The sequence below is a fragment of the Microbacterium sp. Bi98 genome (assembly GCF_918698045.1).
GTDB lineage: Bacteria > Actinomycetota > Actinomycetes > Actinomycetales > Microbacteriaceae > Microbacterium.
Genome location: NZ_CAKKLK010000014.1, coordinates 43,746 through 57,802, shown reverse-complemented (window position 1 = coordinate 57,802; position 14,057 = coordinate 43,746). Strand labels below are relative to the sequence as shown.

General features: G+C 67.8%; 11 protein-coding genes. 5 read left to right on the top strand and 6 right to left on the bottom strand.

Annotation, left to right across the window (positions count from 1 at the left end; all coding sequences use genetic code 11):
• Positions 1-43: 43 nt before the first annotated feature.
• The gene (locus LQZ85_RS16175; protein WP_082586595.1) at positions 44-2,485 is read left to right on the top strand and encodes a DNA topoisomerase IV subunit A; all 2,442 of its coding nucleotides are present in this window, start codon (positions 44-46) and stop codon (positions 2,483-2,485) included.
• A gap of 87 nt (positions 2,486-2,572) precedes the next feature.
• Here LQZ85_RS16175 and LQZ85_RS16170 read toward each other — a convergent pair whose 3' ends face one another.
• A complete protein-coding gene (locus LQZ85_RS16170) occupies positions 2,573-4,675 on the bottom strand; it encodes a DNA topoisomerase IV subunit B (protein ID WP_082297819.1) in 2,103 nt (700 codons plus the stop codon).
• A 182-nt stretch (positions 4,676-4,857) separates the two neighbouring features.
• On the opposite strand from LQZ85_RS16170, the gene LQZ85_RS16165 reads away from it, so the two are divergent.
• Entirely contained in the window at positions 4,858-5,070 is a 213-nt protein-coding gene (locus tag LQZ85_RS16165; RefSeq protein WP_042540282.1) for a hypothetical protein, read from the top strand.
• A 54-nt stretch (positions 5,071-5,124) separates the two neighbouring features.
• On the opposite strand, the gene LQZ85_RS16160 is transcribed toward LQZ85_RS16165, so the two are convergent.
• Together LQZ85_RS16160 and LQZ85_RS16155 are read right to left on the bottom strand one after the other, a co-directional pair.
• Positions 5,125-6,165 carry an alanine racemase gene (locus LQZ85_RS16160; RefSeq protein ID WP_056279082.1) on the bottom strand — a complete coding sequence of 347 codons (1,041 nt, stop codon included), beginning with the start codon at positions 6,163-6,165 and terminating at the stop codon, positions 5,125-5,127.
• Positions 6,162-6,869, bottom strand: a complete 708-nt coding sequence (locus LQZ85_RS16155) for an alanine racemase C-terminal domain-containing protein (protein ID WP_230101208.1) — start codon at positions 6,867-6,869, stop codon at positions 6,162-6,164. Before LQZ85_RS16155 ends, LQZ85_RS16160 begins: the two co-directional genes overlap by 4 nt.
• A gap of 79 nt (positions 6,870-6,948) precedes the next feature.
• Between LQZ85_RS16155 and LQZ85_RS16150 the strand changes: the two genes are divergently transcribed.
• The gene (locus LQZ85_RS16150) at positions 6,949-7,965 is read left to right on the top strand and encodes a sugar-transfer associated ATP-grasp domain-containing protein (RefSeq protein ID WP_056278812.1); all 1,017 of its coding nucleotides are present in this window, start codon (positions 6,949-6,951) and stop codon (positions 7,963-7,965) included.
• 75 nt (positions 7,966-8,040) lie between these two features.
• On the opposite strand, the gene LQZ85_RS16145 is transcribed toward LQZ85_RS16150, so the two are convergent.
• From LQZ85_RS16145 to LQZ85_RS16135, 3 genes are all read right to left on the bottom strand, one after another.
• Positions 8,041-8,733, bottom strand: coding sequence for a coenzyme F420-0:L-glutamate ligase (locus tag LQZ85_RS16145; RefSeq protein WP_053096259.1), 693 nt, complete (start codon positions 8,731-8,733; stop codon positions 8,041-8,043).
• Positions 8,733-9,965 carry an RNA polymerase sigma factor gene (locus LQZ85_RS16140; protein ID WP_053096261.1) on the bottom strand — a complete coding sequence of 411 codons (1,233 nt, stop codon included), beginning with the start codon at positions 9,963-9,965 and terminating at the stop codon, positions 8,733-8,735. Before LQZ85_RS16140 ends, LQZ85_RS16145 begins: the two co-directional genes overlap by 1 nt.
• Positions 9,966-10,132: 167 nt before the next feature.
• Positions 10,133-11,074, bottom strand: a complete 942-nt coding sequence (locus LQZ85_RS16135; protein ID WP_053096264.1) for a PAC2 family protein — start codon at positions 11,072-11,074, stop codon at positions 10,133-10,135.
• A 103-nt stretch (positions 11,075-11,177) separates the two neighbouring features.
• On the opposite strand from LQZ85_RS16135, the gene LQZ85_RS16130 reads away from it, so the two are divergent.
• Both LQZ85_RS16130 and lpdA read left to right on the top strand, forming a co-directional pair.
• Positions 11,178-12,653 carry a leucyl aminopeptidase gene (locus tag LQZ85_RS16130; protein ID WP_056278813.1) on the top strand — a complete coding sequence of 492 codons (1,476 nt, stop codon included), beginning with the start codon at positions 11,178-11,180 and terminating at the stop codon, positions 12,651-12,653.
• 2 nt (positions 12,654-12,655) lie between these two features.
• Positions 12,656-14,029 (top strand): dihydrolipoyl dehydrogenase, encoded by a 1,374-nt coding sequence (gene lpdA / locus LQZ85_RS16125; RefSeq protein WP_056278814.1) that lies wholly within the window; start codon positions 12,656-12,658, stop codon positions 14,027-14,029.
• The last annotated feature ends 28 nt before the right edge of the window (positions 14,030-14,057 follow it).

The following is a 14,057-nucleotide window of genomic DNA, read 5'->3' as shown; positions in this document are numbered from 1 at the left end:
CAGGCTCCCGTACGCCCTCAGCCTCGCACCATTCAGGATGCCCATGCCGAAGACCCCGCCTGCCGAGCTCGCCCCTGAGCGTATCCAGGACATCGATCTCGAGACAGAGATGCAGGGTTCCTTCCTCGAGTACGCCTACTCGGTGATCTACTCGCGGGCTCTGCCCGACGCTCGCGACGGCCTGAAGCCCGTGCAGCGACGCATCCTGTATCAGATGGCCGAGATGGGCCTCCGTCCCGACCGCGGTCACGTCAAGAGCGCCCGCGTCGTGGGCGAGGTCATGGGAAAGCTGCACCCGCACGGCGACTCGGCGATCTACGACGCCCTCGTGCGCCTCGCCCAGGAGTGGGCGCTGCGCGTGCCGCTGGTCGACGGACACGGCAACTTCGGCTCGCTCGACGACGGTCCCGCGGCTGCGCGCTACACCGAGGCGCGTCTCGCCTCCCCCGCGATGGCGCTCACCGAGAACCTCGACGAGGACGTCGTCGATTTCATCCCGAACTACGACGGCCAGTTCCAGCAGCCGTCCGTGCTGCCCGCAGCTTTCCCGAACCTGCTCGTCAACGGAGCGAGCGGTATCGCCGTCGGCATGGCGACCAACATGGCACCGCACAACCTGATCGAGGTCGTCGCCGCCGCCACCCACCTGCTCGAGAATCCCGACGCGACGACCGAAGAGCTCATGGAGTTCGTCCCCGGACCGGACTTCCCCTCGGGCGGCATCCTGATGGGTCTCGACGGAGTCAAGGATGCATACGCGACCGGACGCGGCGCATTGAAGGTGCGCGGCAAGGTGTCGGTCGAGCCACTCGGCCCGCGGCGCACCGGCATCGTCGTATCCGAGCTGCCGTACATGGTCGGGCCGGAGCGACTGATCGAGAAGATCCGTGATGCCGTCCAGTCGAAGAAGCTGCAGGGCATCAGCGACGTGACCGACCTCACCGACCGCAACCACGGCCTGCGCGTCGCGATCGGCATCAAGACCGGGTTCGACCCCAACGCCGTCCTCGAGCAGCTCTACCGGCTCACGCCTCTCGAGGATTCCTTCAGCATCAACAATGTGGCTCTGGTCGACGGCCAGCCGCGCACCCTCGGGCTCAAGGAGATGCTGCGCGTCTATGTCGCGCACCGGCTCGAGGTCATCACGCGCCGCAGCCGCTATCGCCTCGCTCGCCGCGAAGAGCGTCTGCATCTCGTCGAGGGGCTCCTCATCGCGATCCTCGACATCGACGAGGTCATCCAGGTCATCCGCTCCTCCGACGACTCCGAGCAGGCGCGCGCACGACTGCGGTCCGTCTTCGACCTCAGCGAACTGCAGGCGGAGTACATCCTCGAGCTGCGCCTGCGGCGTCTGACGAAGTTCTCGCGCATCGAGCTCGAGACCGAGCGCGACGCGCTGCTCGCCGAGATCGCCAGACTCCGCGATCTCCTGTCGAGCGAGGCCCTGCTGCGCGCAGTGGTCGCACAGGAGTTGGATGCCGCAGCCGAGGCCTACGGCACTCCTCGCCGTACGCTCCTGATGAACGCCGCGCCCCCGAAGCCGCGCGCGACGAAGGGTGCCGTCGACCTGCAGATCGCCGATGCTCCCACCGTGCTCGTGCTGTCGACGACCGGACGCGCCGTGCGCGTGGACCTCGCCGAGGGGCAGGAGCTCACGCTGCCGGCCCGACGGAGCAAGCACGACGCGATCCTGACCACCGTCGACACGACGGTGCGCGCGGAGATCGGTGCACTGACGACGGAAGGGCGCGTGCTGCGCTTCTCCCCCGTCGATCTGCCGTCGGTACCGTCGTCTTCCGTGCAGCTCGCGGCAGGCGCGCCGCTGCGCGACTACCTCGGGATCACCACCCGCGGAGAGCGGATCCTCGCGTTCGTGCGCTTCGACAGCGACGTCCCGATCGCCCTCGGCACGGCCCAGGGCACAGTCAAGCGGATCGTTCCCTCCACGCTCCCCGTGCGTCCCGACCTCGAGGTCATCGGCATGAAGCCCGGCGACACGGTCGTGGGTGCTGTCGAGGCTCAGGATGACGCAGACCTCGTGTTCGTGACCACGGATGCCCAGCTGCTGCGCTTCTCGGCCTCAGCGGTGCGCCCGCAGGGAGCACCGGCCGGCGGCATGGCGGGCATGAAGCTGGGGGCCGGCGCGTCCGTGCTGTTCTTCGGCGCTGTCACTCCGGATGCCGATGCCGTCGTCGCCACGGTCTCCGGTTCCGACAGCAGCCTGCCCGGTACCGAACCGGGACGTGCCAAGGTGACCTCGTTCGCGGAGTATCCCTCGAAGGGCCGAGCGACCGGCGGAGTCCGTGCCCACGCCTTCCTGAAGGGCGAGGACCGCCTCATGGTCGCCTGGGTCGGGCCGAGCCCGGCGCAGGCCGTCGATCCGACGGGTGCGGTGCGCAAGCTCCCCGCACCCGGCGCACGACGCGACGCATCGGGTCAGCCGGTGGACGGCGTGATCGGGAGCATCGGCCGCACTCTGGTCTGAGCGCTGTTCCACGCCGCTTGCCGAACGCCCACCGCGACGCGCTGCTCGACGTCTACCGCGCGGCTCTGGCGCTGAGGCGCTGACCGATCAGGCGTCGATCGATTCCCGGGAGAGGCGATCGGACGAATCGATGATGAACTCACGTCGAGGCGCGACCTCGTTGCCCATCAGCAGCTCGAACACGCGACCCGCCGCCTCGGCATCCTCCATGCGCACCCGGCGCAGCAGGCGGCCGCCGCGTTCCATGGTGGTCGTGGCGAGCTGCTCCGCGTCCATCTCGCCGAGTCCCTTGTAACGCTGAATCGGCTCGTGCCACCGCTTGCCCGACTTGCGGAGCTTGGCGAGAAGGGCGTGCATCTCCTGCTCGCTGTAGGTGTAGATGGTCTCGTTGGGCTTGGAGCCCGGATTCATCACGATCACGCGGTGCAGCGGCGGCACCGCGGCGAACACGCGGCCATGCTCGATGAGCGGCCGCATGTAGCGATAGAACAGCGTGAGCAGGAGCGTGCGGATGTGCGCGCCGTCGACATCGGCGTCGCTCATCAGGATGACCTTGCCGTACCGCGCGGCGTCGATGTCGAAGCTGCGGCCGGAGCCCGCACCGATCACCTGGATGATCGATGCGCACTCGGCGTTCGACAGCATGTCGCCGACCGACGCCTTCTGGACGTTGAGGATCTTTCCGCGAATGGGCAGCAGCGCCTGGAACTCGCTGTTCCGTGCGTTCTTCGCTGTGCCGAGCGCGGAGTCTCCCTCGACGATGAACAGCTCGCTGCGCTCCACCTCGTTCGTGCGGCAGTCGACCAGCTTGGTCGGAAGGGTCGAGGACTCGAGCGCGTTCTTTCGGCGCTGGGTCTCCTTGTGGGCACGAGCGGAGACTCGTGCCTTCATCTCCGCGACCACCTTGTCGAGCAGCTGCGTCGACTGGCTCTTGTCGTCGCGCTTCGTCGAGCTGAATCGGGCGCCGAGATCCTTCCGGAGCACCTGGGCCACGATCTGACGCACGGCCGGGGTGCCGAGGATCTCCTTCGTCTGGCCCTCGAACTGCGGCTCGGGGACGTTCACCGTGAGCACCGCGGTGAGCCCGGCGAGGACGTCGTCCTTCTCGAGCTTGTCGTTGCTGCCGACCTTCAATCGACGTGCGTTCTGCTCGACCTGCGAGCGCAGCACCTTGAGCAGCTCCTGCTCGAAGCCCTGCTGGTGGGTGCCGCCCTTGGGGGTCGCGATGATGTTGACGAACGACCGCGTGGTCGTGTCGTAGCCGGTGCCCCACCGCATCGCGATGTCGACGGCGCAGACGCGCTCGACCTCTGTGGCGATCATGTGGCCGTCGGCCTGCAGCACCGGCACTGTCTCTTTGAACGTGCCTTCGCCCTGGATGCGCCAGGTGTCGGTGACGGGAGCGTCGTTCGCGAGGTACTCGACGAACTCCGAGATGCCGCCGTCGTACCGGTAGGACGTCTCGATCGGCTGGCCCTCGACCTCGGCGCCGTTGGCCGCGCGCTCGTCGCGGATCACGAGTTCCAGCCCTGGGACGAGGAACGCCGTCTGACGTGCGCGAGTCACCAGGTCGTTGAGCTGGAACGCGGCATCCTTCGTGAAGATCTGGTGATCCGCCCAATAGCGGATACGTGTTCCGCTCGTGCCGCGCGGCGCCTTGCCGACGACCCGCAGCTCGCTCTTGTCCTGGAACGGGGTGAACGGAGCGTCCGGCCGCTTCTCACCCTTGTCGGCGAAGAGTCCGGGCTCGCCGCGATGGAACGACATGGCATAGGTCTTGCCACCTCGGTCTACCTCGACGTCGAGCCGCTCCGAGAGGGCGTTCACCACAGAGGCGCCCACACCGTGCAGACCACCGGATGCCGCGTAAGAGCCTCCACCGAACTTGCCGCCGGCATGCAGCTTCGTGAAGACGACCTCGACGCCGGTGAGACCGGTGCGCGGTTCGACGTCGACGGGGATGCCGCGACCGCGGTCGTGGACCTCGACACTGCCGTCCTCATGCAGGATGATGTCGATCTTCGAGCCGTTGCCCGCGACGGCCTCGTCGACGGCGTTGTCGATGATCTCCCAGAGGCAGTGCATCAGGCCCGGGGATCCGTTCGAGCCGATGTACATACCTGGGCGCTTGCGGACGGCCTCGAGCCCTTCGAGCACCTGGAGATGATGGGCGGAATACTCGGCGGTCATAATCTCCGAGTCTATTCGCGATGCCTCTCCACCAGCCGCAGACACTCCCCGGGAGCCCTCAGTACGGCACCCGCACGTACGCGCTGAGCGAAACACGCCGCAAACCGGGCATGCACACAGCCCCAGCGTGGTTGTATTGAACACGCCCAGCCAGCGAACCCGACACTCAAGGAGGCCCCGAGATGAACGCAACGACCGAACGTGAGACCTCCGCCGTCGAGTTCCGCCTGACCGCCATGGATCGCTGTGATTCATGTGGCGCTCAGGCCTACATCGCCGCCGAGGTCAACGGATCCGAGCTCCTGTTCTGCGCCCACCACGGTCGCAAGTACGAAGAGAAGCTCCGCAGCATCGCAACGAGCTGGCACGACGAGACCGCACGACTGATCGACTGATCGGTCGCGGTTCGATCCGCCTCGGAGCCCGTCATCAGACGGGCTCCGCCTTCGTTAAGGGGTGGTGACCCGGCGCACGCGGCTCGTGAGCCGGGTGAGTATCTCCTCGCCGACGGTGTCGACGCGCTCGGCGAGGGTCGTCGCACTCGCTTCTCCGTGCTCGCCCGCGCCGAACAGCCAGACCGAGTCGCCGATCTGCATCCCCGGCCACCCCTGGACCAGCGACGTCGTCTCGTCGATCCGCAGCAGCTCGCGAGATCCGCCCGGGGTGCCCACGTCTGCTCCTGCGAGAGTGGACGGGATGCCGTCGAACGACCCGACGCCGACCTGAGCGTTCCCGTCCACGATCTTCCGGACCGTCGCCGTGAGCTCGGCCACCGGCGTGACACCCGGCAGGTCGGGTCCCTCCGCCGAGCGGACGCCGTAGCAGAACGCCCCGATCCGCGACAGCGAGCCGCGGAGCTCCGGCCGCCACCAGGACGCAGCGGATGCCGTCAGGTGCAGCGCCTCGGGCGTCGGTCCGGACTGCTCCACGACACGGACGGCATCGAGGAACAGGGCCTGAGCATCGTCGTCCTCGTCGTCGCTCGCCTCGGCGAGATGGCTCCAGATCCCGGCGAGCTCGAGGTGTCCCGCCGCTTCACCCGCGCGCACATCGGCGACGGTGCGCTCCCACTCGGCCGGGAGCAGACCGTTGCGATGCAGCCCCGTGTCGATCTTGAGGTGGATACGTGCCCGCGCGCCGGCATGCGCAGCCCTGGCGGTGATGCGCGCCAGGTACTCCGCCGATCCGACGCCGAGGTCGATGTCGGCGCGCAGCGCGTCGTCGATCTCCTCGTCCGTCGAGGTGACCCACGCGAAGATCCGACCGGTGTCGCCGAGCACGCGTCGTGCTTCGACCCCGCTTCGGACGTCGTATGACCCGTACCACTCGACGCCCGTGTCCTTCGCCGCCTCGACGGCCCACCGGAGTCCGTGACCGTACGCGTCGTCCTTGAGGACGACCATGAGCTCCGACGGGGCGATGCGATCGCGGACCGCGCGGATGTTCGCTCGGAACAGGTCGGTGTCGATCCGCAGCTCCGGCCGACTCATGCCTCCCACCCCCGCTCCGCGTGTGCACCCGCGACGGTGACGAGCTCGGCGATCGTGAGTCCGGTGACGGCGCTCCATCGGGCGAGCCCGGGAGCGGCCGGCCCGCGACCTCCGAAGTAGGTGGCCTCGGCGCCCACGGTGACGGCGGCGGATCCCTGCAGATCTATCACGCACACATCCATCGCGACACGCCCGATGATCGGGCGCTGCACACCGTCGATCTCCACGTGGGCGGCATTGCCCAGCGCGCGCACGATCCCCTGGGCGTAGCCGCCGGTGATGAGTGCGGCCGTCGTGTCATGGGCCACTCGATGGGTGTAGCCGTAGGAGACCGCGTCTCCGGCCCTGAGCGGCTTCGTGGAGAGCACTCTGCCGACGAGCCGCATGACCGGCCTCGCGCTCAGTGCTCCCTCCGCATCGGGGAGCCCGTAGAGCAGGAAGGGGTCGATATCCGGTGCGCCGGTCGTCACGGCGTCGATGCCTTCGAGAGCCAGGGCCTCGACCTCCTCGGCATGGTCGACCAGCACGGCCTCCGCACCGGCGGCGACCACCGCGTGTGCGACGGAGAGCACCCCATGCCCCCAGGCATCGCGGCGGAGGTCGGCGACGCGTCCCCCTGCATCGACGGCGGCAGCGGATGCGACCGCGAGCGCCGACCGCGAGATCATCGCGCGCGGGCGGGAGCTGGATGTCTTCTCACACACGCTTCCAGCCTAGCTCCGCCTTCTCAGGATGCCCCACGCACCCACCGTAGACTGGAGAGGACCCCGAACTTGGAGATCCATGTCACGCTTTTCCCTCGCGCCCCGCGTCCGCTATCTGCTGGCGCGTGCTCGCCGCATCGACGTCGCCTCGGTCATCGAGAGGGCCAAAGAGGCGTCTTCTCAGCACGGCAAGGCCGTTCCCCTCGTGGTCGTCGACATGCTGTGGTCAGCGGGCCGCCACAACGTCGGGTTCCAGGACTACATCGACTACGACTTCGCGATCCTCACCAAGGCGGAGCGCGACACGTTCATGACCCACCCCGTGTCGAACGAGATCTCGCAGAAGTACGACCACCCCGACTATCGGCACCTGTTCCATGACAAGGCAGAGTTCAACGCCGTCTTCGATGCCTTCCTCAAGAGGGAGTGGATGCTCATCACGCAGGGCAACGCGGACGAGCTGCGTTCATTCACCGAGCGCCAGGGCACGATCGTCGTGAAGGAGACGCACGGCCAGGCGGGCACGGGTGTCCACCGCTACCACGCCGCCGACGTGACCGACTGGGATGCGTTCCACGCCGAGCTGCTCTCGAAGAAGCAGGTCCTCGTCGAAGAGGTCATCCGCCAGCACGCCGACCTCGCGGCCGTGTGCCCCGGCACCGTGAACACCACCCGCATCACCGCATTCTTCGATGGCGAGAAGACGCACATCCTCGCGATGGCCCAGAAGTTCGGACGCGGAGCGGTGAGCGACCAGATGAGCTTCGGCGGCTTCTACACGATGCTCGACGAGAACGGTCACTCTGTGGGATCCGGATACGACTCTCACGGCCACGTGCACGTCACGCACCCGGACTCCGGCTTCCCGATCGCCGACTTCCAGCTGCCGATGATGGACGAGGTCCGCGAGTTCGTCGACCAGGTCGCGCGCGTCGTACCGCAGATCCAGTACGTCGGCTGGGATGTCGTGGTCACGCCTGAAGGTCCGGTGCTCGTCGAGGGCAACTGGGGCGCCGGCGTGTACGAGAACAAGCCGAGCGTCACCGGGATCCGCACAGGGCACAAGCCGCGCTACCAGGCCGCGATCGGGTTCTGACCGCGGCAGGCATGAAGAAGGGCCCGGATGCTGAGCATCCGGGCCCTTCTTGCTGAGGCGTCGCTCACGCGGAGGTCAGACCTCGCGGACGATCCCCATCGGGGTCGACTGCGTCGCCTGGCCGAGAGGATTGTCGCCCAGGATCTGGACGAGCCGACGCTCCCCCGCCTTGTCGAGCGTCGAGCCGAGGATGTTGCCGCCGATGTCGTTGATGTCGACGACGGCGACCTCGAGGTCGCCGCCGAGCATCTTCTTCAGACGGAGGGCCACCTCACGCGGGTTCTTCGGTCCGAGGACGACCGCCTGGTTGTACGGCGGGATCGTGTTCTTCGTCGGGCCGTCGATGGCGCGTGCCTTGTCACCTGCGATGCGGTAGAAGTCACCGCGACGCCCGAAGGCCTTGGTGATCACCGAGACGCCGGCTGCGAAGAGGATCCGCAGGGTGCCGCATTCGCGCAGGGCCATCTCCATCGTCTCGGGCATGCCGAGACCGATGCCGTAGGAGGTGCGGACGACGTATCGCGACAGGAAGCGCGCAAGCGGACGGGGCGTGATCTCGTCGAGCCGGTACGACCGGCCCTGCGTGATCGCCACGATCTTCTCGGTCACGAACAGCAGGTCACCGGGCTGAACAGCTTCCTTCGCGTACTCCAGGACGACGGAGTCGAGGTCGTCGTTCGGCATGACGACGCGCGTCCGCAGCGGGATGCGCGCGTAGTTCTTGCCGTCGACGCTCGCCTCGAGCGCCTTGCCTTCGTTCGCCTGCATCACTCGAGGTAGTCCCGCAGCGACTGCGAGCGGCTCGGGTGGCGGAGCTTCGCCATCGTCTTCGACTCGATCTGACGGATGCGCTCACGCGTCACGCCGAACGTGTCACCGATCTGGTCGAGGGTCTTGGGCTGTCCGTCGCCGAGTCCGAAGCGCATCCGGATGACACCGGCCTCACGCTCGGAGAGCGAGTCGAGCAGCTGCTCCAGCTGACGCTGCAGCATCGTGAAGCCCACGGCATCCGCGGGGACCACTGCCTCGGTGTCCTCGATGAGATCACCGAACTCGCTGTCGCCGTCCTCACCGAGAGGCGTGTGCAGGGAGATCGGCTCTCGGCCGTACTTCTGCACCTCGACGACCTTCTCGGGCGTCATGTCCAGCTCGCGGCTGAGCTCTTCGGGCGTGGGCTCACGGCCCAGGTCCTGCAGCATCTGGCGCTGCACTCGGGCGAGCTTGTTGATGACCTCGACCATGTGCACGGGGATGCGGATGGTGCGGGCCTGGTCTGCCATCGCGCGGGTGATCGCCTGACGGATCCACCAGGTGGCGTACGTCGAGAACTTGAAGCCCTTGGTGTAGTCGAACTTCTCGACGGCGCGGATCAGACCGAGGTTGCCCTCCTGGATCAGGTCCAGGAACTGCATGCCGCGGCCGGTGTAGCGCTTGGCGAGCGAGACGACGAGGCGGAGGTTCGCACCGAGCAGGTGGCTCTTCGCGCGCTGACCGTCGCGGGCGACCCACTGCAGGTCGAGCCCGAGCTGGCTGGCCTTCTCGGCGGCCGTCATCGTGGAGAGCTTCTCCTCGGCGAACAGGCCGGCCTCGATGCGCATCGCGAGCTCGACCTCTTCGGCCGCGTTCAGCAGGGCGACCTTTCCGATCTGCTTCAGGTAGTCCTTGACAGGGTCGGCGGTCGCACCGGTGATCTGGGTGGAGTAGACGGGCACGTCTTCGTCGTCGTTCGACGAGATGACGATCGCTCCCGTGGGCAGAGGCTCGGTGAACTTCGGCTTGGAGTCCTCATCGTCCTCATCGGGCTCTGCGGCGGGAGGAGTCTCGTCGTCTTCGACGATGTCATCGGCCTTCTTCTTCTTCGCGGGCGCGCGCTTGGCAGCGGCACGCTGCGCGGCGGTCTTGGGCGCCGGCTTCTCAGCGGCCTCCTCGACCGGAGCATCGACCTCGGGAGCGTCGGCGGTCTTCTTCGTCCGGGTCTTCTTCGTCGTGGCAGGAGTCACGTTTCGCCTTTCACGGGGCCGCTCGCAGGCCCCGGAGCATTTCGGACACTAGTAAGACCCTTGTCAAGTCCGATCTCCGGAAAGATCGATTGACAACGGGTCAGAGTCCTAGTATCGCACACGTGTGGGCATGCAGGTGCAATCCGCCCAAGTTCGCTCGCTCGATGTCAGCCGCGACCCGGCTTGTCCTCGTCGCCGCTGGGGCGCGAGGCGAGGTAGCGCTCGAGTTCTGCGGCGAGCTCATCCGCGCTCGGCAGGTCGCGCTCGTTGAATCCGCCCTCGTCGTACGACCCGTCCTCAGGATCACGACCGGCCATATACGCGTCGTAGCGGCGCTCGAGCCCCTGCACCATCTGCTGCAGCTCATCGTTGCCCAGCACCTGGTCGTCGACGCGCGTGAGGTAGTCCTGGCGGCGCTCCTGCACCTCATCGAGCAGGATGACCAGGCCTGTGGCGGCCATCAGCTTCTCGGCTGCCGCGATCACGGCGTCGGGGTTCTCGGTCTCGGCGAGGTAGTGCGGTACGAGCAGCACGAACCCGACGACGCGCTCACCGTGCTCCGCGAAGCGGAATTCGAGGAGATGCCCCGCAGTGGCCGGCACCTGGGTGCGCGGGCGCCATACCGAGTGAGCCACGGTGAGCTCACGGCGGTTGCCGCTCACCGTCGTGCCGATGGGGCGGGTGTGCGGGACCGGCATCGCGATCGAGTGCACCCAGTTGAGCCCGGAGACCTCGAATTCGTCGGCGAGCTCGAGCACGGTGCGCGCGAACTCGTTCCAGGCGAAGTCCGGCTCGTAACCGGCGAGGAGGAGGAACTTCTGGCCGAGGGCGTCGGTCGCGAGCGAGAGCTCCAGCCGGGCAGGACGGAACTCGGTCAGGTGATCCTGGTCGAAGGAGATCACCGGGCGGCGGGCGCGGTAGTCCAGCAGCACGTCGTTGTCGAAGACGGCGATCGGCTCGGGCGACGTCGTCTCGCGAAGGTGCTCGATGAGCCCGGAGACGGCGCTGCCTGCGTCGGTGAAACCCGTCAGGAGCAGGACAAGGGGCAGTCCGCGCGGCACGACCGGTGCGTTCGCTACACGTTCATGGATCTCTCCGGAGAAGGGCATGAGTCAATGCTACGAGCAGCTTCGGACGGCCGGGCGGTGACCTTCAAGCTGAGAGCGAACACCCGCTCGGCGCCCGGGCGCGCGACCCTCCTAGGATGGAGGTATGACGCTTCCCGCGCTCTCGCGCACCACAGATCAGTTCCCAGGAAGCGCTGCAGACGCCGCAGTGCTCGTCATCCCCGAGATCTCGGACTCCGCAGAGTCGCTGACCGGCTACCCCGGACTCGCCGACTCCCTGCAGGCCGTCGGCCACACCGGCTCGGCCTCGTCGTTCACGCGGGCCTACGCCCCCGAGGTCACGACCCTGCCGTTCGCCGTCGTCGGCGTAGGCCGTGAGCCCGATGCCTCCGCCGTGCGCAACGCCGTAGGCACAGCCCTCCGGTCTCTGACCGGCTTCGAGACGGTCTCGGTGGCCCTGGCTCCCGGTCTCGAGCAGTTCGCGGCCGCCGCCGCAGAGGGCGCCGTGCTCGGCGGCTACCGGTTCGACGGCTACCGCAAGGAGTCGGGCAAGACCCGCGCGTCTTCCGTCCTGCTGCATGCCGACCTCGACGAGTCCGCACTCTCCAGGTCCATCGCCGTCGGCGAGGCGATGGCCCTCATCAAGGATCTCGTGTTCGTCCCGGCCGAGTGGCAGAGCCCGGCCCAGCTCGCACAGAGCGCAGCCGACAGCGTCGACGGGCTGGCGGATGTCTCGGTGGAGATCCTCGACGAGAAGTCGCTCGCCGAACAGGGCTTCGGCGGTATCCTCGGCGTCGCGCAGGGCTCCGACAGGCCGCCGCGCCTCGTCCGTCTCGACTACGCACCCGCGAACGCCACACGTCACATCGCACTCGTCGGCAAGGGGATCACGTTCGACACCGGCGGGCTGTCGCTCAAGCCGGCGGCCTCGATGGTCGGCATGAAGTTCGACATGGCCGGTGCCGCGACGAGCGTCGCAGCACTGCGGGCGATCGCCGCTCTCGCCCTGCCCGTGCACGTCACCGCTTGGCTCTGCATCACCGACAACATGCCGTCAGGTCGTGCATTGCGTCCGGGAGACGTCATCCGCATCCTCGACGGCACGACCGTCGAGGTTCCGAACACGGATGCAGAGGGGCGCCTGGTCATGGCCGACGGCCTCGTCGCGGCCAGCCGCGAGAACCCCGACGTCATCATCGACGTCGCGACTCTCACCGGAGCGATCGTGATGGCTCTCGGGCACCGCCACACCGGCGTATTCGGTGACGACGACTCCGTCGCGGAGTTCCTCGCCGCCGCCGACGCCGCCGATGAGCTCGCGTGGCACATGCCGCTCCCGGCCTACATGGAGGACTCGCTGGACTCCCCCATCGCCGACATGCAGAACGCCAACATGAGCGATCGGATGGGTGGGGCGTCGTACGCCGGCCTCTTCCTGCGCCGCTTCGTCGGCCGGGTCTCCGACGAGAAGGACGCCCCGCGCATCCCGTGGGTGCACCTCGACATCGCCGGCTCCGGCGAGCACAACGGCGCACCGTACGGCTTCACCGACAAGGGCCCCACCGGAGCGATGGTCCGGTCGATCATCGCGTTCGCCGAAGCATCCCACAAGGAGGCATGACCATGACCACGCACACCTTCGACATCGTCGTCCTGGGCGGAGGCAGCGGCGGGTACGCCGCCGCTCTGCGTGCGAGCGAGCTCGGCAAGTCCGTCGCGCTCATCGAGAAGGACAAGGTCGGCGGCACCTGCCTGCACCGCGGCTGCATCCCGACGAAGGCGCTGCTGCACGCGGCCGAGGTCGCCGAGCATGTGCGAGACGCCGCCCACGTCGGCATCTCCGCGACCCTCGACGGAATCGACCCCGCCGGGGTGCGCGCATACCGCGAGGGGATCGTCGCTAAGAAGTACAAGGGCCTCGAGGGCCTGGTGAAGGCCCGCGGCATCACGACCGTCGCCGGCTTCGGTCGCCTGAACGCCGACCGGTCGGTGAGCGTGGGCGACGACGTCTACGTCGGCGCCGATGTCATCCTCGCCACCGGCTCGTACAGCCGGACCCTCCCGGGACTCGAGATCGGCGGGCGGATCCTCACCAGCGAACAGGCGCTGTCGCTCGACGTGATCCCCGAGCGCGTGCTCGTGCTCGGCGGCGGCGTGATCGGCGTGGAGTTCGCCAGCGTCTGGCGTTCGTTCGGCACCGAGGTCACCATCATCGAAGCGCTGCCGCACCTGGTGCCCAACGAGGACATCGCGATGAGCAAGGGCCTCGAACGGGCGTTCCGCCGCCGCGGCATCCAGTACTCCCTCGGAATCCGCTACCAGAGCGCCACGCAGGACGACAGCTCGGTGACCGTCACGCTGGAGGACGGCAAGGAGTTCACCGCCGACTTCCTTCTCGTGGCGGTCGGACGAGGTCCGGTCACGGCCGACCTCGGCTTCGAAGAGGCCGGCGTGACTCTCGATCGTGGTTTCGTCACGGTCGATCAGGACCTGCGCACCGGTGTGCCCGGGCTCTGGGCCGTCGGAGACATCACGCCCGGTCTGCAGCTCGCTCACCGCGGTTTCCAGCAGGGCATCGCCGTCGCGGAACGCATCGCCGGTCTCTCCCCCGCGCACGTCCCCGACATCCAGATCCCGAAGGTCACGTACTCGAGCCCCGAGGTCGCCTCGGTCGGCGTCACGGAGGAGGCTGCCGTCACCGAGCACGGCGCCGACGCTGTCGTGGCGTACGAGTACAACCTCGCCGGCAACGGCAAGAGCGAGATCATCGGCACAGCCGGCCTCGTGAAGGTGGTCCGGCTCAAGGACGGGCCCGTCATCGGTGTCCATCTGCTCGGCGACCGAGTGGGCGAGCTCATCACCGAGGGCCAGCTGGCCGTCGCGTGGGAGGCCCACCCCGAGGACATCGCCCCCCTGATCCATGCGCATCCCACACAGAGCGAGGCGCTCGGTGAAGCCTTCCTCGCCCTCGCCGGAAAACCGCTGCACGCCCTCTGAACACCAACCGGTGAACAGTTCACTAAGC